We start from the raw sequence: 21,426 nt of genomic DNA on the forward strand, positions 1-21,426 counted from the left end.
CGAGGAAGCGGCTACCGATGGCCAATGAAGACAAGCTCCGCGACTACCTCAAGCGGGTCATGGCGGACCTGCACGACACCCGCCGCCGGCTCAGCGAGGCCCAGTCCCAGGAACTGGAGCCGGTGGCGATCGTCGCGATGAGCTGCCGGCTGCCCGGTGGCGTCCGCGACCCGCAGGACCTGTGGGAGTTGCTGACCGACGGCCGGGACGCGGTCGCCCCGTTCCCCGACGACCGGGGCTGGGACCTCGACCGGCTCTACCATCCCGACCCCGACCACCCCGGCACCTCGTACGCCCGCGAGGGCGGCTTCCTCGACGGGGCCGGGGACTTCGACGCCGCGTTCTTCGGCATCAGCCCCCGCGAGGCGCTCACCATGGACCCGCAGCAGCGGCTGCTGCTGGAGACCGCGTGGGAGGCCGTCGAGTCCGCCGGCATCGACCCCGCCACGCTGCGCGGCAGCCGCACCGGGGTGTTCGTCGGCACCAACGGGCAGGACTACGGCACGCTGCTGATGATGTCGCCCGACGGCGACGAGGGCCACTCGATGACCGGCGGGGCGGCGGCGGTCGCCTCCGGCCGGGTGTCGTACACGCTCGGCCTGGAGGGCCCGGCCGTCTCCATCGACACCGCCTGCTCGTCCTCGCTTGTCGCGCTGCACCTGGCCGCGCAGGCGTTGCGGGCGGGGGAGTGCGAGCTGGCGCTCGCCGGCGGCGTCACCGTGATGGCCACCCCCGGCCTCTACATCGGGTCGAGCCGGCAACGCGCGCTCTCCCCGGACGGGCGGTGCCGCTCCTTCGCCGCCGCCGCCGACGGCGCCGGGTTCTCCGAGGGCGTCGGCTGGCTGCTGGTGGAGCGGCTCTCCGACGCCCGCCGCAACGGGCACCCGGTGCTCGCGGTGCTACGCGGCAGCGCGGTCAACCAGGACGGCGCGTCGAACGGGCTGACCGCCCCGAACGGGCCCGCCCAGCAGCGCGTGATCAGCCAGGCGCTCACCGCCGCCCGGCTGGCCACCGCCGACGTCGACCTCATCGAGGCGCACGGCACCGGCACCAACCTCGGCGACCCGATCGAGGCGCAGGCGCTGCTGGCCACGTACGGGCAGGACCGTGGCGACGCCGGGCCGGCGCTGCTCGGCTCGGTGAAGTCGAACATCGGGCACGCCCAGGCCGCCGCCGGCGTGGCCGGGGTGATCAAGGTGGTGCTGGCCATCCGGCACGGACTGGTGCCGGCGACGCTGCACGTCGACGAGCCGTCCCCGCACATCGACTGGTCGTCCGGCGCGCTGGAGCTGGTGACGTCGGCGCGGCCGTGGCCCGAACGCGACCGGCCCCGCCGGGCGGCGGTGTCGTCGTTCGGCATCTCCGGCACCAACGCGCACGTCATCGTGGAACAGGCGCCGGAGGCGCCCACGCCGCCCGCCGCCGTCCCCGCCCCGGGGCTGCTCGCCGCCGACGTCACCGCCTGGCCGGTCTCCGCCCGGACCCGGGGCGGCCTCGCCGGGCAGGCCGGCCGGCTGGCCGCGCACCTGCGCGCGCACCCGGCCGACCCGGCGACGGTGGCCTGGTCGCTGGCCACCACCCGGTCGGCGTTCGACCAGCGCGCGGTGGTGCTCGGGTCGTCTGCCGAGGAGTTGCTGTCCGGTCTGGACGCGCTCGTGGCGGGTACGCCGTCGCCGGCGGTGGTGACCGGCACCGCGGAGCGGCCCGCCGGCCCGGTGTTCGTGTTCCCCGGTCAGGGCGCGCAGTCGGCGCGGATGGCGGCGGGCCTGGTGGGCCGGTGCGCGCCGTTCGACGCGGCGCTGGCCGAGTGCCAGGTGGCGTTGGCGCCGTATCTGGACGTGGACCTGGTGTCGGTGCTGACCGGCGACGACGAGTCGTGGCTGGACCGGGTCGAGGTGGTGCAGCCGGTCCTGTGGGCCGTGGGCATCGCCCTGGCCGCGGTGTGGCGGCACGTGGGGGTCAACCCGCAGGCCGTGATCGGGCATTCGCAGGGGGAGATCGGCGCGGCGTGCGTCGCGGGAATCCTGTCCGTCGACGACGCCGCGAAGACGGTGGCATTGCGGTCACGTGCCCTGTCCGTGCTGCGCGGGACCGGCACGATGGCATCGGTCGACCTGTCCGCCGACGACGTCACCGCACGGCTGGCCGGGAGCGCGACGGCGCCCGGCGGCGCGGGATCGACCCGCGACAGGACCGGCCCGGCCGCGAACGGATCACGCTTCGCGGGCGTGGGGATCGCGGCGATCAACGGCCCGGCGACCGTGGTGGTCTCCGGTCCGCCGCAGGCGGTCGCGGACCTGGTCGAGTCGTGTCAGGCCGACGGCATCCGGGCCCGGCTGATCCCGGTGGACTACGCCTCGCACTCCGCCGCCGTGGAGGAGGTCGCGCAGCGGCTCCGCACCGAGCTGGCGGACGTGACGCCGCAGCCCGGTCACACCCGTCTGGTGTCCACACTCACCGGGGACTGGGTGGACCCGGCGACGATGACGGCCGACTACTGGTACGACAACCTGCGGCAGACCGTGCGGTTCGACACCGCGGTGCGCACGGCGGTCGGGGCGGGTCACACGACGTTCGTGGAGATCTCGCCGCACCCGGTGCTGACCATGCCGGTGACCGCGATCCTGGACGACCTCGGCACCGCCGGGCACACGCTGTCCACGCTGCGTCGGGGTGAGGACGACCCGACCCGGCTGCTGACCAACCTGGCCACCGCGCACAGCGTCGGCCTGCCCGTCGACCTGACCACCGTGCTCGCCGGCACGGACACCGTCGCGCTGCCCACCTACGCGTTCGACCACCAGCGGTACTGGCCCGCCCCGCCCCGCTTCGTCACCGACCGCGACGGCGAACCCGACCCCGACCGCTGGCACTACCGGGTCACCTGGACCCCGCTGCCCGACCTGCCGCTGACCCGGCTCACCGGCGCCTGGCTGGTCCCGGTACCCGCCGACCTGGCCGACGACCCGCTCGTCACCGGCGTGCTCGGCGCGCTCGGCAACGTCGGCGCCGACCCCGTACCCGTGCCCGTCGATCCGGCCGACGACCCGGCCGCGCTCGCCGACCGGCTGCGCGCCGCGCTGCCCGCCGACGGGCCCGCCGCCGTGCTCTCCCTGCTCGGCCTCGACGGACGCGCCCACCCCGAGCACCCGGCCACCACGCTCGGCGTCACCGGCACCGCCCACCTGGTCCAGGCGCTCGGTGCGCTCGGCGTCGAGGCGCCGCTCTGGTGCGCCACCCGCCGCGCCGTCACCACCGGCGACACCGATCCCGCCCCCGACCCGGCCGCCGCCGCCGTCTGGGGCCTCGGCCGGGCCGTCGCGCTGGAACACCCGGCCCGCTGGCGCGGCCTGGTCGACCTGCCCGACCGGCTCGACGCCACCACCGCCGCGCTGCTCGGCGCGGTGCTCGGCGCCGACGGGCCCGAGGACCAGATCGCCGTCCGCGACACCGGCGCCCACGCCCGCCGGCTCACCCGGACCACCGACCTCGCCGACGACACCGTCCGGCTCCGCGACACCGTGCTGATCACCGGGGGCACCGGTGGCCTCGGCGGGCACCTGGCCCGCTGGGCCGCCCGCGCCGGCGCCGCGCACGTGCTGCTGGCCAGCCGCCGCGGCCCCGACGCCCCCGGCGCCGGCGACCTCGCCGCCGAGCTGACCGACCTCGGGGTACGCGTCACCGTGGCCCGCTGCGACGTCACCGACCGCGACCAGCTCGCCGCGCTCCTCGCCGACCTGCCCGACGACGCGCCGCTGCGGGCCGTGCTGCACACCGCCGCCGTGCTCGACGACGGCATCGTGGACACCGTCACCCCGGCCCGCCTGCACACCGTCGCCGCGCCCAAGAGCGCCGCCGCCGACCACCTCGACGCGCTCACCCGCGACCGCGAGCTGGACGCGTTCGTGCTCTTCTCCTCCGTCGCCGGCACCACCGGCAACGCCGGGCAGGGCGCGTACGGCGCGGCCAACGCCCACCTCGACGCGCTCGCGCACCGGCGCCGCGCCGACGGGCTGCCGGCGCTCTCCGTGGCCTGGGGCGCCTGGGCCGGCGCCGGCCTGCCCGCCGACAACGAACGCGCCCAGCAGCGGCTACGCCGCGGCGGCATGGTCGCCATGGACCCGGAGTCGGCCGTCGCCGCGCTGGCCCGGGCGCTGGGCCGCGACGAACCCACAGTTGTCGTCGCCGACGTCGACTGGGGTCGCTTCGCGCCCGCGTTCGCGCTGGTCCGGCCCAGCCCGCTGCTCGGTGACCTGCCCGAGGTCCGGGACGCGCTGCGGCCCCCGGAGACGGCGGCCACCCCCGAACCGGTCGACCAGCCCGGCTCGGCGCTGGCCCGGCAGCTCGCCGGCCGCACCGCCGCCGAACGCACCGAGACGCTGCGCGACCTGGTCCGCCAGTGCGCCGCCACCGCGCTCGGCTACGGCGCCGCCGACGACGTGCCGGTCACCCGCCCGTTCCGCGACCTCGGCCTCGACTCGCTGACCGCGGTGGACCTGCGCAACCTGCTCGCCACCGCCACCGAGCTGCGGCTGCCCGCCACGCTCGCGTTCGACTACCCGAACCCGGCGGTGCTCGCCGGGCACCTCGACGAGCTGCTCACCGGCGCCGGCGCGCCGGTCGACGGGCCGGCCGCCGTGGCCACCCCCGACGAGCCGCTGGCCGTGGTGGCGATGAGCTGCCGTTTCCCGGGCGGCGCGGACGACCCGGAGAGGCTGTGGCAACTGCTCGCCGCCGGCGGCGACGCCATCGGCGACTTCCCCACCGACCGGGGCTGGGACCTCGACCGGCTCTTCGACACCGACCCCGCCGTCGAGGGCACCAGCTACGCCCGCCAGGGCGGCTTCCTGCCCGACGTGGCCGACTTCGACCCCGGCTTCTTCGGCATCTCGCCCCGCGAGGCGCTCGCCATGGACCCGCAGCAGCGGCTGCTGCTGGAGACCTCGTGGGAGGCGATCGAACGCGCCGGCATCGACCCGCGGACGCTGCGCGGCACCCCTACCGGCGTCTTCGTCGGCACCAACTACCAGGACTACCGCAACCTCATGCTCACCGCCGAGGGCGCGGAGGGGCACCTGATGACCGGCAACGCCGGCAGCGTGCTCTCCGGCCGGGTGTCGTACACGCTCGGGCTGGAAGGGCCGGCCGTGTCCGTCGACACCGCCTGCTCCTCGTCGCTTGTCGCGCTGCACTGGGCCGGCCAGGCGCTACGCGCCGCCGAATGTTCCCTGGCACTGGTCGCCGGCGTCACCGTGATGTCCACCCCCGGCGTGTTCGTCGGCTTCAGCCGGCAACGCGGACTCTCCCCGGACAGCCGGGTCAAGGCGTTCGCCGCCGGCGCCGACGGCACGAGCTGGGGTGAGGGCGTCGGCGTGCTGCTCGTCGAGCGGCTCAGCGACGCCCGCCGCAACGGCCACCCGGTGCTCGCCGTGGTCCGGGGCAGCGCGGTCAACCAGGACGGCGCGTCCAACGGGCTCACCGCCCCCAACGGGCCCGCCCAGCAGCGGGTCATCCGCGCGGCGCTGGCCAACGCCCGGCTCGACGCGGGCGACGTGGACGCGGTCGAGGCGCACGGCACCGGCACCCGGCTCGGCGACCCGATCGAGGCGCAGGCGCTGCTCGCCACGTACGGGCAGGGCCGCCCGGCGGACCGGCCGCTGCTGCTCGGCTCGATCAAGTCGAACATCGGCCACACCCAGGCCGCCGCCGGTGTCGCCGGCGTGATCAAGATGATCCTCGCGCTGCGCCACGGCTACCTGCCGCCGACGCTGCACGTCGACGCGCCCAGCGACCAGGTGGACTGGACGACCGGCTCGGTGGACCTGCTGACCGAGGGGCGGCCCTGGCCGCTGACCGGCCGGCCGCGCCGCGCCGCCGTCTCCTCGTTCGGCATCAGCGGCACCAACGCCCACACCATCCTGGAGCAGGCCCCCGAGCCGCCGGTGCCGACCGGTGAGCCGGCGGAGCCGCCGGTGGTGCCGGTGCTGCTGTCCGCGCGTACCGCCGCCTCGCTGGCCGCGCAGGCCACGCCGTGGGCCGACCGGCTCGCCGGGCCGACCGCGCCCCCGCTTGTCGACGTCGGCTGGTCCTCGGCGGTGTCCCGGGCCGCGCTGGACCACCGGGCGGTGGTGCTCGCCACCGACCGGCGGGCGCTTCGCGCCGGGCTCCGCGCGCTCGCCACCGGCGACGACTCGCCCGTGCTGGTCACCGGCGCGGTGACCGGCCGGCCCCGGGTGGCGTACCTGTTCTCCGGGCAGGGCGCGCAACGCCCCGGCATGGGCCGCGAGCTGGCCGCCGCGTACCCGGTGTTCGCCGACGCGCTGACCGAGGCTTGCGCCGCGCTCGACCCGCACCTGTCCCGGCCGTTGCGCCCGCTGCTCGACGCCGAACCCGGCACCGACACCGCGGCGCTGCTGGACCGCACCGAGTTCACCCAGCCGGCGCTGTTCGCCGTCGAGGTGGCGCTGTTCCGGCTGCTCACCGACTGGGGCCTGCGGCCCGACGCGGTGGCCGGCCACTCCATCGGCGAGTTCGCCGCCGCCCACGCCGCCGGCGTGCTCACCCTCGCCGACGCCGCCGAACTGGTCGCCGCCCGGGGCCGGCTCATGCAGGCGCTGCCCGCCGGCGGCGCGATGCTCGCGGTCGCCGCGAGCGAGGACGACGTCCGCGCCACGCTCGCCGGCGGGCTCGCGCTCGCCGCGGTCAACGGCCCCGCCGCCGTCGTGGTCGCCGGCCCCACCGACGCCGTCGACGCCGCCGCCGCCGACTGGACCGCCCGAGGGGTACGCACCCGACGGCTCGCCGTCAGCCACGCGTTCCACAGCCCGCTGATGGAACCGGTGCTCGACGAGCTGGCCGCGCTCGCCGCCCGGCTGCCGCACCACCCGCCGACCGTGCCGCTGATCTCCACCGTCACCGGCGCGCCGGTCGACGTGGCCGGCATCGGCGCGCCCGGCTACTGGGCCCGGCACGCCCGCGACACCGTCCGCTTCGCCGACGCGGTCACCGCGCTGCGCGAGCACGGCTGCACCGCGTACCTCGAGGTCGGCCCGGACGCGGTGCTCACCGCGCCGGCCCAGGGCGTGCTGGCCGCCCACGGGCCGGTCCCGCCGGTGCTGCCCACGCTGCGCCGGGACCGGCCGGAACCGCTCACCCTGCTGCGCGCGGTCGCCGCGTTGCACGTGCACGGCGTGGGCGTGGACTGGCCCGCGCTCCACGCCGACGCCGACCCGCAGCCGGCCGACCTGCCCACCCACGTGTTCGACAGGCAGCGTTACTGGCCGCAGCCGCCGGCCTGGCTGACCGCGCCGCCCGCCGAGGACACCGCCGTGGAACGCCGGTTCTGGGCGGCCGTCGAGGCCGAGGACCTGCACGGCCTGCTCACCGAGCTGGACGTGGCCCCGGACCAGCCGTTCGACGCGGTGCTGCCGGCGCTGTCGGCGTGGCGGCGACGCGGTCGGGAACGGTCGGTGGTGGACGGCAGCCGCTACCGGGTGCGCTGGGAGCCGGTCGACGCCACCACCGGGCCCGCGCCGGACGGACCGGGCCGCTGGCTGGTGCTGCTGCCCGCCGACCGGGCCGCCGAACCGGACCTGGTCACGCTGGCCGGCGCGCTCGGCGCGGCGACCCCCACCGAACCGGTCGACACCGCCACCGCCGACGCGCTGGCCACCGTCGAACCGGTCGACACCGCCGCCGACGCCGACACGCTGGCCGCCCGGCTGACCGACCTGGTCGCCGCCGCCACCAGCGACGGGCCGACCCGCATCCTGTCCCTGCTCGGGCTGGACGAGACGCCGCACGCCGAGCACCCGACGCTGCCGCGCGGCCTGGCCGCCACCGTCGGACTGCTCCAGGCGCTCACCGACCTGGACGCGCCGGCCCGGCTCTGGTGCGCCACCCGGGGCGCGGTCGACGTCGGTGACGCCCCGCCCAGCCCCCGGCAGGCCGCGCTGTGGGGCCTCGGCCGGGTCGCCGCGCTGGAACAGCCCGCCCGCTGGGGCGGCCTGGTCGACCTGCCCGCCACCGTGGACGACGACACCGCCCGGCGGCTCGCCACGCTGCTGACCAGCACCACCGAGGACCAGCTCGCGGTGCGCGGCGACGGGACGTACGCCCGGCGGCTGGCCACCGCGCCCACCGACGGTGACCCGACGCCGTGGCAGCCGCGCGGCACCGTCCTGATCACCGGCGGCACCGGCGCGCTCGGCGGGCACGTGGCCCGCTGGGCGGCCGACGCCGGCGCCGAACGGATCGTGCTGACCAGCCGGCGCGGCGTCGACACGCCGGGCGCGGCCGACCTGCTGGCCGAGCTGACCGCGTCCGGGGTCGACTGCCGGGTCGCCCGCGCCGACGCCGCCGACCGGACCGCCATGACCGCGCTGCTCGCCGACCTGCGCGCCGACGGGCCACCGCTGCGCGCGGTGGTGCACGCCGCCGGCGTCAGCGAGGTGGTGCCACTGGCCGAGACCACGCTGGAGGACCTGGCGTACGTCATCGGGCCGAAACTGGCCGGCGCGGAGCTGCTCGACGAGCTGCTCGACGGCGTCGAACTGGACGCGTTCGTGCTCTTCTCCTCCATCGCCGCCACCTGGGGCAGCGGCGGGCAGGGCGGATACGCGGCCGGCAACGCCGCGCTGGACGCGTTCGCCGAGCGACGGCGGGCGCGCGGGCTGCCCGCCACGTCGGTGGCCTGGGGGCCGTGGACCGAGTCCGGCATGTTCGACGACGACGCGCCGGAGCAACTGCGCCGCCGCGGCCTGCGGGTGCTGCCGCCCGAGCCGGCGATGGCCGGGCTGCGGCACGCGCTCGCCGCCGACGACACCTGCGTCACCGTCGCCGACGTCGACTGGGCCACGTTCCACCCGCTGTTCACCGCGTTGCGGCCCAGCCCGCTGCTGGCCGACCTGCCGGCCGTGCGGGCGCTCGCCACCGCCGCCGCCGAGCCGGTCGCGGCGGCCGGGCCGGCGAGCCGGGACCGGCTCGCCGAGCTGCGCGCGCTGACCGCCGACGACCGCCGGGACGCGCTGCTGGACCTGGTACGCACCGACGCGGCGAAGGTGCTCGGCCACCCCTCGGTCGACGCGGTCGAGCCGGAACGGGGCTTCCTCGACCTCGGGTTCGACTCGCTGACCGCGGTGGAGCTGCGCAACCTGCTCACCGCCGCGACCGGGCGGGAGCTGCCCACCACCGTGGTGTTCGACTACCCGACCCCGGCCGGGCTGGCCGCGTACCTCGACGACGAGCTGTTCCCCGGCGGCGACGAGCCGGCCGGCGGCGCCGACGAGGAGACGGTCCGGCGGGTGCTCGCGGCCATCCCGCTGGACCGGCTGCGCCAGGCCGGCCTGCTCGACCAGTTGCTGCGCCTCGGCCACGACACCGCCGCGCCGGCCGCCGACCCGGCCCCCGAGGTGCCGGCGGCCGAGATCCACGACCTCGACGTCGCCGGACTGGTCCGGATGGCGCTCGAAGGATCCGACTCGTGACCCGGCCGGCCGCAGGGAGGGCCCGATGAGCGTCTCGCTGGACGAGGTGGTCGGCGCGCTGCGCGCGTCGCTGCTGGACAACCAGAAACTCAAACAGCAGAACCAGCAACTCGCCGACCGGCTCACCGAACCGGTGGCGATCATCGGGATGAGCTGCCGCTTCCCCGGCGGGGTGCGCTCGCCCGAGCAGCTCTGGGAGCTGGTCGACGCCGGCCGCGACGCGATGGCGCCGTTCCCGGCCGACCGGGGCTGGGACCTCGACGCGCTCTACGACACCGACCCGGCCAGCCGGGGCACCTCCTACGTCCGCGACGGCGGTTTCCTGCCCGACGCCGGCGACTTCGACCCGGCGTTCTTCGGCATCAGCCCGCGCGAGGCCCTCGCCATGGACCCGCAGCAGCGGCTGCTGCTGGAGACCGCGTGGGAGGCGTTCGAGTCCGCCGGCGTCGACCCCACCGCGCTGCGCGGCGCGCCCACCGGCGTGTACGCGGCCACCAGCAGCCAGGGCGACTACGCGGCGCTGCTCACCGGCGTCGGCGGCGGCGTCGAGGGCTACCTCGGCACCGGCAGCGCGGCGGCGGTGGCCAGCGGCCGGATCGCGTACGCGCTGGGCCTGGAGGGCCCGGCGATCACCGTCGACACCGCCTGCTCGTCGTCGCTGGTCGCGCTGCACCTGGCCTGCCAGGCGCTGCGGCTGGGGGAGTGCACGCTGGCGCTGGCCGGCGGCGTGTCCGTGATGGCCACCCCCACCGTCTTCGTGGAGTTCTCCCGGCAGCGCGGCCTGTCCACCGACGGCCGGTGCAAGTCGTTCGCCGCCGCCGCCGACGGCACCGGCTGGTCCGAGGGCGTCGGCATGCTGCTCGTCGAACGGCTCTCCGACGCCCGCCGGCACGGCCACCCGGTGCTCGCCGTGGTGCGTGGCACCGCGGTCAACCAGGACGGCGCCAGCAGCGGCCTCACCGCGCCCAACGGCCCCGCCCAGCGGAAGGTGATCCGGGCCGCGCTGGCCAACGCCGGGCTCACCGCCGCCGAGGTGGACGTGGTGGAGGCGCACGGCACCGGCACCACGCTGGGTGACCCGATCGAGGCGCAGGCGCTGCTGGCGACCTATGGGCAGGACCGGTCCACGCCGCTGCTGCTCGGCTCCGTCAAGTCGAACATCGGGCACACCCAGGCCGCCGCCGGCGTCGCCGGGATCATCAAGATGGTGCTCGCCATGCGGCACGGCCGGCTCCCGGCCACGCTGCACGTCGACCGGCCCACCCCGCACGTCGACTGGACGGCCGGCGCGGTGGAGCTGCTGACCGACGCGCGGCAGTGGCCGGCGACCGGCCGCCCGCGCCGGGCCGGCGTCTCCGCGTTCGGCGTCAGCGGCACCAACGCCCACGCCGTCATCGAACAGGTCGAGGACCCGCCGACCCCGCCGACCGGCCGCCCCGCCCCGCCGGCGCCCTGGGTGGTCTCGGCGCGCTCCGGGCCGGCGCTCGCCGGACAGGCCCGCCGGCTGCTCGAACACCTCGACACCCACCCCGACCTGCGCCCGGCCGACGTCGCGTACGCGCTGCTCACCACGCGGGCGGCGCTGCCGCACCGGGCCGCGGTCACCGGCGACGACGCGGCGGCGCTGCGCGCCGGGCTGCGTGCGGTTGCCGAGGACCGGCCCGCGCCCGGCGTGGTTCGCGGCGTGGCCCGGACCGCCGGCAAGCTCGCCGTCCTCTTTCCCGGGCAGGGCGGCCAGCGGCCCGGCATGGGCACCGAGCTGCACCGCCGCTTCCCGGTCTTCGCCGCCGCGTTCGACGAGGTGGCCGCCGAACTCGACAGGCACCTGAGCCGCCCGCTGCGCGAGGTGGCGTTCGCCGCGCCGGACACCCCCGAGGCGGCGCTGCTGGACCGCACCGAGTGGACCCAGCCCGCGCTCTTCGCCTACCAGGTGGCCGCGTACCGGCTGGTCACCGCGCTCGGCCTGCGCCCGGCGCACCTGCTCGGCCACTCCGTCGGCGAGCTGGCCGCCGCGCACGTCGCCGGCGTGCTGTCGCTGCCGGACGCGGCCACGCTGGTGGCCGCCCGGGCCCGGCTCATGCAGGCGCTGCCGGCCGGCGGCGCGATGCTCGCGGTCCGCGCGTCCGCCGCCGAGGTGACGCCGCTGCTCGACGCGCGGGTGGCGCTGGCCGCGGTGAACGGCCCCGAGTCGGTGGTGCTCTCCGGCGACGAGGGCGCGGTGCTCGCCGCCGGCGAGCGGCTCGCCGCCCAGGGTCGCCGGACCCGCCGGCTGCGGGTCGGCCACGCGTTCCACTCGGCCCGGATGGACGACATGCTGGCCGAGTTCCGGGTGGTCGCCGAGAAACTCACCTGGCAGCCGCCGAGCGTGCCGCTGGTCTCCGACCGCACCGGCGAGCCGCTCACCGACGCGCAGGCCACCGACCCGGGCTACTGGGTCGAGCACGTCCGCGACACGGTGCGGTTCTCGTCGGCGGTGGCCACGCTCGCCGCCGCCGGGACCGGCACCTTCCTGGACCTGGGCCCGGACGCCGCGTTGACCGCACTGGCCCGCGAGTGCCTGCCCGACGCCGAACCGGCCGCGTTCGTGCCGGTCGCCCGGCGTGAGCTGCCCGAACCGGCCGGCCTGCTCGCCGCGCTCGCCGCCGTGGACCTGCGCGGCGCCGGCGTACGCTGGCCCGCGCTGTTCGCCGGCACCGACGCCACCCGGATCGACCTGCCCACGTACGCGTTCGCCCACGAGCGGTTCTGGCCCGACCCGATCCGGCTCGACCTGGGCCCGCGCCCCGCCGACCCGGCCGACGGCGAGTTCTGGTCCACCGCCGAGGACGGCGACCCGGCCGCGCTGGCCGCCCTGCTCGGTCTCGACGACGACGCCGCCGGCCCGCTCGGCGACCTGTTGCCGGCGCTGACCGGCTACCGGGACCGTCGCCGCCGGTCGGCCACCCTGGACGGACTGCGCTACCGGACCGGCTGGACCCCGGTCGAGCCGCCGACCGGCGCCGCGCCGACCGGCCCGTGCCTGGTCGTGGGCCCACCCGGCGACCTGCTCGACGCCGTGACCGACGCGGTACGCGCCGAGGGCCTGGAGCCGGTGCCCGTACCGGCGCCGCCCGGTGTCGACCCGGTCGCCACGCTGCGCGACCGCCTCGGCACCCTCACCCCGGTCCGGGTGATCTCGCTGCTGCCCGCCGTCGCGGCCGTCCACCGGTCGGCGGACACCGGAGCGCCGGCGGCCGGATCGGGGCCGGGCACCGACGCGGCCGAATCGGGGCCGGGCACCGACGGGGCCGGATCGGCGGCCACCGGCGACGCGGCCGGAGCGACGGCCACCGACGGCGGGGACGTCCTCGCCGGGACCGTCGCGCTGGTGCGGGCGCTCACCGACGCCGGGGTCACCGCGCCGCTGTGGTGCGTCACCCGGGGCGCGGTCGCCGTCGACGCCGACGACCCGACACCCGACCCGGCGGTCGCCACCGTCTGGGGCCTGGGCCGGGTGCTGGCGCTGGAACACCCCCGGCTCTGGGGCGGCCTGCTGGACCTGCCCGCCGAACCGGCCGGCCCGGACGCCGCCCGGCTCGCCCGCGTGGTGGCCGGGGACGGCGTCGAGGACCAGCTCGCGATCCGCGCCGGTGGCCTGCGCGCCCGCCGGCTGGAACGCGCGCCGGCCGGCGTCGACCGGCCGTGGCGGCCGGACGGCGCGGTGCTGGTGCACGGCGACGCCCCGGTTCGCCGCCCGTACCTGCTGCGCCGGCTCGCCGAGGCGGGCGTGACCCACCTGCTCCTGGCCGGCCCACCCCTGCTGGCCGACACCGACCGGGCCGGCCCGGAGGGCGTCGAGCGGACCACCGTCGACGGCGCGGAGCGGACCACGGTGCACGGCGTCGAGGTGACCACCGTGGCCGGTCCGGAGGCGCTGTCCGCCGCGTTGGCGCGACTGGCCGCGGCCGGCACGCCGGTGCGTACCGTGCTGCACGTGGCCGACGCCGGCGGGGCCGGCGAGCCGGTCGTGGCGGCCGACCCGGACCGGTTGGCCGGCTCCGTCAGCGGGCACCTGGAGGCGGTGGCCCGGCTCGACGCCGTCTGCGCCGACCACCCGGTCGACCAGTTCCTGATCTTCGTCTCCACGGCCGCCACCTGGGGCAGCGGCGGCGCCGCGGTCACCGCCGCGACCGGCGCCGGCCTGGCCGCCCTCGCCGCCCGCCGCCGCGCCACCGGTCGACCGGCCACCGTGCTGGCGTGGGCGCCGTGGCACGGCGAGGCCACCGACCCGGAGCAGCTACGCCGTCGGGGCATCCGCCCGCTGGACCCCGGCGTGGCCCTCGACGCGCTGGACCGGGCCGTCGCCGCCGGCGGCGACGAGGTCGCCGTCGCGGACGTCGACTGGCCGGCGTTCGTGCCCGCGTTCACCGCGGTCCGGCCGGCCCCGCTGCTGCGCGGCGTGCCGGACGCGGTGACCGAACCGACCGCCCCGGCCGCCGGGACCGGCTCCGACCCGGCGACCGCGCTGCGGGCCCGGCTGGCCGCCGTGCCCGCCGCCGACCGGCACCGGATCCTGGTGGACCTGGTCCGGGCGCAGGCCGCCACCGTCCTCGGACACGCCGGGCCGGGCGCGGTCGAGGAGGACCGGGACTTCCTGGAGCTGGGCTTCGACTCGCTCACCGCGCTGGAGCTGCGCGACGCGCTGCGCCAGGAGACCGGCGCGGAGCTGTCCGCCACCCTGCTCTTCGACCACCCCACCCCGATCGCGCTGGCCGGGCACCTGCTGGGCGTGATCCTCGGCGGGCCGGCCGCCGACGCGCCCGCCGACGCGGCGTCACCGGAGGGCGCGGGCGGCCTGCTCGGCGGGTTGTTCCGGCAGCCCAAGGCGCGCGCCGACGCGGCCGGGTACGCCGAGCTGCTGGTCAAGCTGGCCCAGTTCCGGCCCAGCTTCCGTACCCCGGAGGAGCTGACCCGACCGGCCGCCGTCATGCGGCTGGCCGACGGGCCGGCCACGCCGGTGGTCTGCTGCTGCACCATGTCGCTGCTCTCCGGCGCGCACGAGTACGCCCGCGTCGCCGCCGGGATGCGCGGCCGGCGGGACGTGTGGGCGCTGCCCAACCCCGGCTTCGGCGTCGGCGAGGAACTGCCCGCCGACCTCGACGCGCTGCTGCGGGTGCACGCGGACACCGTGCTGCGCGCGGTCGGATCCGGCGACTTCGTGCTGGCCGGCCACTCCGGCGGCGCGATGGTGGCCAACCTGCTCGCCGCCGAGCTGGAGCGGCAGGGCCGGGCCCCGGCCGCGGTGGTGCTGATGGACACCTACCCGGCCGGCAGCGAGGTGCTCGGCGGCTGGACCTCGCAGCTGCTCGACGGGATGGTCGAGCGGGACAGCGCGTACACCCCGATGGACGACCACCGGGCCACCGCGTGGGCCGGCTACCTGCCGCTGTTCCTCGACTGGAACCCCACGCCGATGGCCGCGCCGACGCTGCTCGTACGCGCCGGCGAGCCGCTGGGGGAGTGGACCGGGGAACCCGACGGGTGGAAGTCGGTGTGGCCGTACCCGCACGAGACGCGGGACGCGGCCGGCGACCACTTCACCATGGTCGGCGAACGCGGCCCGGAACTCGCCGCCACCGTCGACGCGTGGCTCACCGAGCGGGGGCTGTGAGGCCGCCCCTTGGCTGCCCCTAACGCCCCCTATCGCGGTGGCGGACAACTGTCTTACCAGGAACCAGGACGGGAGCATGACGACGTGGACGAGGCAGTGGTGGTCGACGGGCTGGTCAAGAAGTACCGGCCCGACATGCCGCCGGCGGTGGACGGACTGAGTTTCTCGGTCGCCGCGGGCGAGGTCTTCGGTCTGCTCGGGCCGAACGGCGCGGGAAAGACCACGACGATCGGGGTGCTGACGACCCGGGTGCGGGCCACCTCCGGTCGTGCCCTGGTCTGCGGCGCGGACGTGTCCCGCGCGCCGGCCGTGGCCCGGCAACTGCTCGCGGTGGTGCCGCAGCGGGTCAACCTGGACCGGTCGCTCACCGTCCGGCAGAACCTGCTGTTCCACTCCGCGTACCACCGGGTGTCCCGGGCCCGCCGCGTGAAACGCGCCGACGAGCTGCTGGAACAGATGGGCCTGAAGGACTTCGCCAAGGCCCGCACGGACTTCCTCTCCGGCGGCCTGGCCCAACGCACCATGATCGCCCGGGCGTTGATGCACGCCCCCCGGGTGCTCTTCCTCGACGAGCCGTCCGCCGGTCTCGACCCGCAGTCCCGGCTGTTCGTGCACGAGCGGATCGCCGACCTGAAGCGGTCCGGGGTCACCGTCGTGGTGACCACGCACGACATGGAGGAGGCGGAGAAGCTCTGCGACCGGGTCGGCATCGTCGACCACGGCAAGCTGCTCACCCTGGACACGCCGACCGCGCTGACCCGGACGCTGCCCGGCAGCAGCACGCTGACGCTCGTGGTCGCGCCCGGCGCGCCGGCCGAGGCGGTGCAGACCGCGCTGACCGACGTGCCGGACGTGGAACGCGTCGAACGGCTGCGCGCGGGCGGCGCGGCGGAGCTGCCGATGTTCCCCGGCATGCCGCCGATGCCGACGCCGGAGGATCCGGACGCGCCGTTGTCGTTCCGGGTCTACACCGCCGGTGCGCCGGCCAACGCCGTGCCGATGGCGTTGAAGGTCCTCACCGACCTCGGCTGCGAGGTCCGTGACCTCAGCGTCGGCCAGCCCAGCCTGGAGGACGTCTTCATCCACCTGACCGGAAGGGACCTTCGGTGACCGTCACCGCCCCCGCCGCGCCGGCGCCGCCGGCCGTCACCGCACCCCCGCCGGTACGCCTGCGCGACCAGCTCACCACGTTCCGGGCGGTGCTGTGGCGCGACGTCTTCGTCACCAGCCGGGAGCTGGGCGGGTTCCTGGCCCAGGTCTTCCTCCAGCCGCTGTTCATGCTGTTGATCTTCGGCAAGGTGCTCAAGGATCTCGGCTACGCCAGTGACGACTTCGCCAACGTGCTGCTGCCCGGCGTCATCGCGCTCAACGCGTTCCTGATCGGGCTGGAGAACACCGCGCTGCCGATGGTGATGGACTTCTCCTTCACCCGGGAGATCGAGGACCGGCTGCTGTCGCCGATGGCGATCCCGCTCGTCGCGTTCGAGAAGATCGTCTTCGGCGCGATCCGGGGCCTGGTCGCCGGGCTGGTGCTCATCCCGGTCGGCATGCTGATCCTCGGCGTCACCTGGCCGCTGTCCACGCTGCTGCCGGTGATCGGCGTGCTGGCCGCCGGCGCGCTGGTCGGCGCCGCCCTGGGCCTGACGTTCGGCACCCTGGTCCCGCCGCACCGCATCCAGATCATGTTCACGGTCACGCTGACGCCGCTGATGTTCACCGGCGCCACCCAGTTCCCGCTGCGCGCGCTGGACTCGCTGCCCTGGTTCCAGGTGGTCTGCGCAATCAACCCGCTCACCTACGTCAGCGAGGCCACCCGGTCGCTCGTCGCGCCGCCCGGTGTCGAGTCGGTGCCGCTCTGGCTGGACCTGGTCGTGCTCGCCGGGGTGTTCGTGGTCTTCACCGCCGTCGGCATCCGCGGCTTCATGCGCCGGGCGATGGACTAGGGGCCGGCCGCGATGAACCCCGACGACGCCCCGCTGCTGCTGGTCAGCTCCGGCAGCGCGGGGCTGTTCAACCCGCTGCTCACGCTGGCCGGCGAGCTGAAGCGCCGGGCCGCCCGACCGGTCCGGTTCGCCTGCACGGACGAGCGGCGGGCCGAGATCGAGGCGCTGCCCGGCGACGGCGACGTGCGCTTCGTCTCGCTCGGCCCACCTCGGGTGGAGGTCCGCCCGGAGCACTGGGACGACGAGACGCACCGCCGGATGTCCACCGGCTCCCGGGTGGTGAACTTCGCCAGCTACGTCGACGCCTCCACCGACTTCGACCACCTGCACGACCTGTACGAGCGCTGCCTGGCGGTCATCGACGAGGTGCGGCCGGCGCGGGCGGTGGTGGACTCGTTCGCCTCGTTCGGCCTGGACGCGGCCATCACCCGCGGGGTGCCGTTCGTCATCAGCGTCACGGTGCCGCCGTCGAACTTCCTCCAGGACAGTCTGCCGCCGGCGTACCCGATGTCGTTGTCCGGGCTGCCACTGGCGATGAACCCCAGCCAGCGGGCGGCGAACGACCGCTACCGGGCCGCGCTGGTGGCCACGCTCACCGAACCGGAGCGGCTCGCCCGCAGCACCGCCGCCGCGGCGCGGCGCGCGGACGCCGGCATCAGCAACGTCGAGCTGCGCCCCTCCCAGTACGCCGAGGCGGCCCAGGCGCTGCTCGCCTACACGGTGTTCGGGCTGGAGTACCCGTTCGACACCGCGCCGGCGAACCTGCGCATGGTGGGTTCGATGGTGCCCCGGGAGATCGTGCCGAGCCCGGACGGCGCCGAGCTGCGGGCCTGGCTCGACGCCCACGAGTCGGTGGTCTACGTCGGCTTCGGCACCATCATGCGCCCGACCGCCGCGCAGGTGGCCGCGCTGGTCGAGGTGGCCGCCCGGCTCGGGCCGGAGCACCAGGTGCTGTGGAAGCTGCCCGCCGCCCGGCACGCGTTGCTGCCGCCGGCCGACGAACTGCCACCCAACCTGCGCGTCGAGTCGTGGCTGCCGTCGCAGGTGGAGGTGCTGGCGCACCCGCACGTGCGGGTGTTCTTCAACCACGCCGCCGCGAACGCGATCCACGAGGCGGCCTGGTTCGGGGTGCCGCAGCTGGTGATGCCGTTCTGGTTCGACTGCTACGACGGGGCGGTGCGGGTGGTCGACGCCGGCGTGGCGTTGGCGGTCGAGCACGAGGACCCGCTCGACGTCGACGACGTCGTCGGCAAGCTGCGCCGGCTGCTGGCCGAGCCGTCCTTCCGTGACCGCGCCGCCCGCTGGCGTGACTGCCTGCGCCGCGCCGGCGGGGTGACCGCCGCCGCCGACCTGGTGCTGAGCGGTTTAGGAAGGGCCCCTTCCTAACGCATTCGGTAGAGGCGGGGCCCCTTGTTAACGCCCGGCGTTAACAAGGGGCCCCGCCTTACACCCGTGGGGTCAGGACGCGGCGGTCTGGATCTCCTCGCCCAGCGGCTCGGCGAAGGCCACCAGTCGGGCCGGCAGGTCCGAGCGGCGCTTGACGTCGAGCTTGCGGTAGACCCGGGTCAGGTGCTGCTCCACGGTGCTCACCGTGATGAACAGCTTGCTGGAGATCTGCCGGTTGGTGTGGCCCTGCGCGGCGAGCGCCGCGACCCGCCGTTCGGCCTCGCTGAGCCCGTCCTCCGGCTCCGGCGCCTCGGCCGGCGGACCCGCCGGCACGCTGCCCGGCTCGCGCCGGACCAGCCGCTGCGCCAGCACCGAGGCGCCGCAGTCCTGCGCCAGCTGGTACGCCCGACGGACCAGCAGCCGCGCCTGCGCCGAGTCGCCGGCCCGTTGCAGCGTCTGCCCGGTGTCCCCGAGCGCGCGGACCAGCTCCAGCCGGTCGCCGCAGCCCTGCAACAGGTTCACCGCCTCGGAGAGCAGCTTGCGCCGGTGGTCCGGCGCGGTGGTGCCGGCGAGCAGCCGCAGCGCCCGGCCCCGGGTGCGGTCGTCCACCCCGTGCGGCACCCGCAACTGCTCCTGGAGCAACTGGGTGGCGTGCGCCTTGTTGCCCACCGCGAGCTGCACCCGGGCCAGCTCCAGCCGCCAGGGCACCAGCCCGGCCACGTCCACGCCCCAGGCGCGCATGAGTTCGCCGCACCGGCGCAGGTCGGTGGTGGCCGCGTGGGCCCGGCCGAGCGCCAGGTGGTGGCGGGCCCGGGCGGCCAGGTAGTGCAGCCCGAGCGGGGTGCGGAAGGCGCCGGCCGGCACGCTCTGCGCCAGCCAGCGATCCGCCTCGGCGTGCCGCCCGGACTCGGTGGCGCAGGCGATCAGCGTGGCCAGCGGGCCGGCCGCGGCGACTCCCCAGGCGGCCACCGGCAGGTCGTCGAGCGCGGCCCGGGCCTGCTGGTCGGCCACGGTCAGGTCGCCCAGCCGCAGCGCCGCCTCGGCGCGCAGCGCCCGCAGAACCGCCCGCCAGAGCGGGGCGTGCCGCACGGCCGGCCGCTCCAGCAGCGCCGCCGTCCAGGCGGCCACCCGGTCGGCGCGCCCGGCCCAGAGCAGCGCCAGCAGCGGCGCGGCCAACATGGGGAGCATGCCGTCGTCGCAGTGGTGGCGGTGCAGCAGTTGCTCGGCGCCGGCCACCGCGTCGTGGTCGCCGGTCGGCGTCAGCGCCGCGCCGACGAGGCCCAGCGCCTGCGCCGGTGAGGAGCCGCCGGCCAGCAGCGCGGTCCGCGGCGCACCGGCCGCCTCCCGTACGGCGGCCAGGTGCTCCGGGTGGGAGAGCCCCAGCAGCAGGTGCATCGTCCGGCGACGGCCCGTCGCGTGGGCCTGCTCGTCGTCCCCGGCGCAGCCGGCGATCGCCTCGTCGGCCTCCTCGACCCGCCCCTGCCACAACAGGTACGGCGCGGCGGACAGGGCGGCGTCGGCCGGCCAGCCGCCCGCCCGGGCGGCGTCGACCAGTTGGTCGAGTTGCCCGTTGACGGCCAGCGGATTGATCTGCCAGCGCGCGCTGACCTGCATGGCGGTGATGGCGACCCGCTGTTCGTCGTCCACCTCGGCGCGGCCGACCAGGCGCAGGCAGCCGGCGGCCACGTCGGGCCGGCCGGCGGCGAGCGCCTGGGCGGCGGCGTCGTGCAGCACGGGCACGGTCCACCCGGCCTCCGCCCATCCGGCGGCGACCAGGTGCTCGGCCACGCCGCCCGGCTCGACGCCGTGTTCGTGCAGCACCTCGGCGGCCCGCTGGTGCAGGTCGCGTCGTTCGTCGACGGACATGTCGGCCAGGATGGACCGCCGGATCCGGGGGTGCCGCAGCCGATCATGGTCCAGCAGGCCGGTGGTGCGCAGCATGCTGACCATCGGGGTGACCGACTCCGGCACCACGTCGAGCAGGTGGCCGAGCAGGTCCGCCGGGCCGCCCGGCCGGTCCAGCACCGCCATCGCCTGTGCCACCCGGCGTACGCCCGGCTCGTGCCGGTACAGGCAGCCGAGCACCGCCTGGTCGAACGCGTCGCCGAGGGTGGCGTCCACGGTCGGTTCCTCGTCCGTCGCCGGCCGGGGCTGTTCCTCGATGAGCGCCCGGGTGAGCAGCGGGTTGCCGCCGGTCATCCGCAGGCAGCGCTCGGCGGCCTCGCGGGCCGCCGGCTCGACGTCGTCGTCGACCAGCCGGGCGATCGCCTCCACGGTCAGCGGCGGCAGGGTGATCCGGGTGAAGTGGGGCTGGCTGAACAGTTCGGCCCGGAAGTGCGGGTGCGACGGGCGCAACGTGCGGGCCTCCGCGAGCACCACCATGATCGGGGTGTGCCGCAGCCGGCGGGCGACGTAGAGCAGGCAGTGCAGCGACGCCGGGTCGGCGTGGTGCACGTCGTCGACGGTCAGCACGAGCGGCGCCGTCTCGGCCAGTTCGAGCAGCGTGCTGAACAGGCCGTGCAGCACCGGCGCCCACACCTGGTCGGCGGCGTCGTCGCCGCCGTGTCCGGGCTCCGGCGGGGCGGTCGGGGAGTGGCGCAGCAGGCGCTCCACCCGTACCCCGGTCTCGGGGTCGAGCCGCGCCCCCTGCAGGAGTTGCCCCAGCACCCCCAGGTGCAGTCCGCGCTCGGCGCGCGACGCGGTCGCGCTGAGCACCCGGCCACCGGCGTTGGCCGCCCAGTCGCCGAACGACTCCAGCACGCTCGTCTTGCCGCTGCCCACCGCGCCGGTGACGAGCGAGACGTGTCCCCTCCGCTGCCGTTCGCAGTTCTGGAAGGTCTCGCGCAGCAGGGTGAGCTGTTCCTCTCGCTGTACCAGCACGTGTGTCGTCAGCCCTTCTCGTCGGCGGCGCCGCGACGGGGTCACCGCCGCCGGCAGGCCGCTCCGCCCGGTGTCGTCGACG

General features: G+C 76.6%; 6 protein-coding genes. 5 read left to right on the forward strand and 1 reads right to left on the reverse strand.

Features of this window, described 5'->3' with window-relative positions:
- Positions 1 to 17 precede the first annotated feature (17 nt).
- From AB0B02_RS18160 to AB0B02_RS18180, 5 genes are all read left to right on the forward strand, one after another.
- Positions 18 to 9,485 (forward strand): type I polyketide synthase, encoded by a 9,468-nt coding sequence (locus tag AB0B02_RS18160; protein WP_357301553.1) that lies wholly within the window; start codon positions 18 to 20, stop codon positions 9,483 to 9,485.
- 25 nt (positions 9,486 to 9,510) lie between these two features.
- Positions 9,511 to 15,135, forward strand: coding sequence for a type I polyketide synthase (locus AB0B02_RS18165; protein WP_357301556.1), 5,625 nt, complete (start codon positions 9,511 to 9,513; stop codon positions 15,133 to 15,135).
- 84 nt (positions 15,136 to 15,219) lie between these two features.
- Positions 15,220 to 16,245, forward strand: coding sequence for an ABC transporter ATP-binding protein (locus AB0B02_RS18170; RefSeq protein ID WP_281940984.1), 1,026 nt, complete (start codon positions 15,220 to 15,222; stop codon positions 16,243 to 16,245).
- The gene (locus AB0B02_RS18175) at positions 16,242 to 17,078 is read left to right on the forward strand and encodes an ABC transporter permease (protein ID WP_281940986.1); all 837 of its coding nucleotides are present in this window, start codon (positions 16,242 to 16,244) and stop codon (positions 17,076 to 17,078) included. Before AB0B02_RS18170 ends, AB0B02_RS18175 begins: the two co-directional genes overlap by 4 nt.
- A 12-nt stretch (positions 17,079 to 17,090) precedes the next feature.
- Positions 17,091 to 18,464, forward strand: a complete 1,374-nt coding sequence (locus AB0B02_RS18180; RefSeq protein ID WP_357301561.1) for a glycosyltransferase — start codon at positions 17,091 to 17,093, stop codon at positions 18,462 to 18,464.
- A gap of 72 nt (positions 18,465 to 18,536) precedes the next feature.
- Here the strand turns inward: AB0B02_RS18180 and AB0B02_RS18185 are convergent, their stop codons facing one another.
- Positions 18,537 to 21,344, reverse strand: a complete 2,808-nt coding sequence (locus tag AB0B02_RS18185; protein ID WP_357301564.1) for an AAA family ATPase — start codon at positions 21,342 to 21,344, stop codon at positions 18,537 to 18,539.
- Between the last annotated feature and the right edge of the window lie 82 nt (positions 21,345 to 21,426).

The organism is Micromonospora sp. NPDC049240 (genome assembly GCF_040647835.1).
Lineage (GTDB): Bacteria > Actinomycetota > Actinomycetes > Mycobacteriales > Micromonosporaceae > Micromonospora.

Bases quoted from the DNA above. Each gene is read 5' to 3' on its own strand.
- AB0B02_RS18160 (WP_357301553.1), top strand. From the start codon at position 18: ATGGCCAATGAAGACAAGCTCCGCGACTACCTCAAGCGGGTCATGGCG.
- AB0B02_RS18165 (WP_357301556.1), top strand. From the start codon at position 9,511: ATGAGCGTCTCGCTGGACGAGGTGGTCGGCGCGCTGCGCGCGTCGCTG.
- AB0B02_RS18180 (WP_357301561.1), top strand. From the start codon at position 17,091: ATGAACCCCGACGACGCCCCGCTGCTGCTGGTCAGCTCCGGCAGCGCG.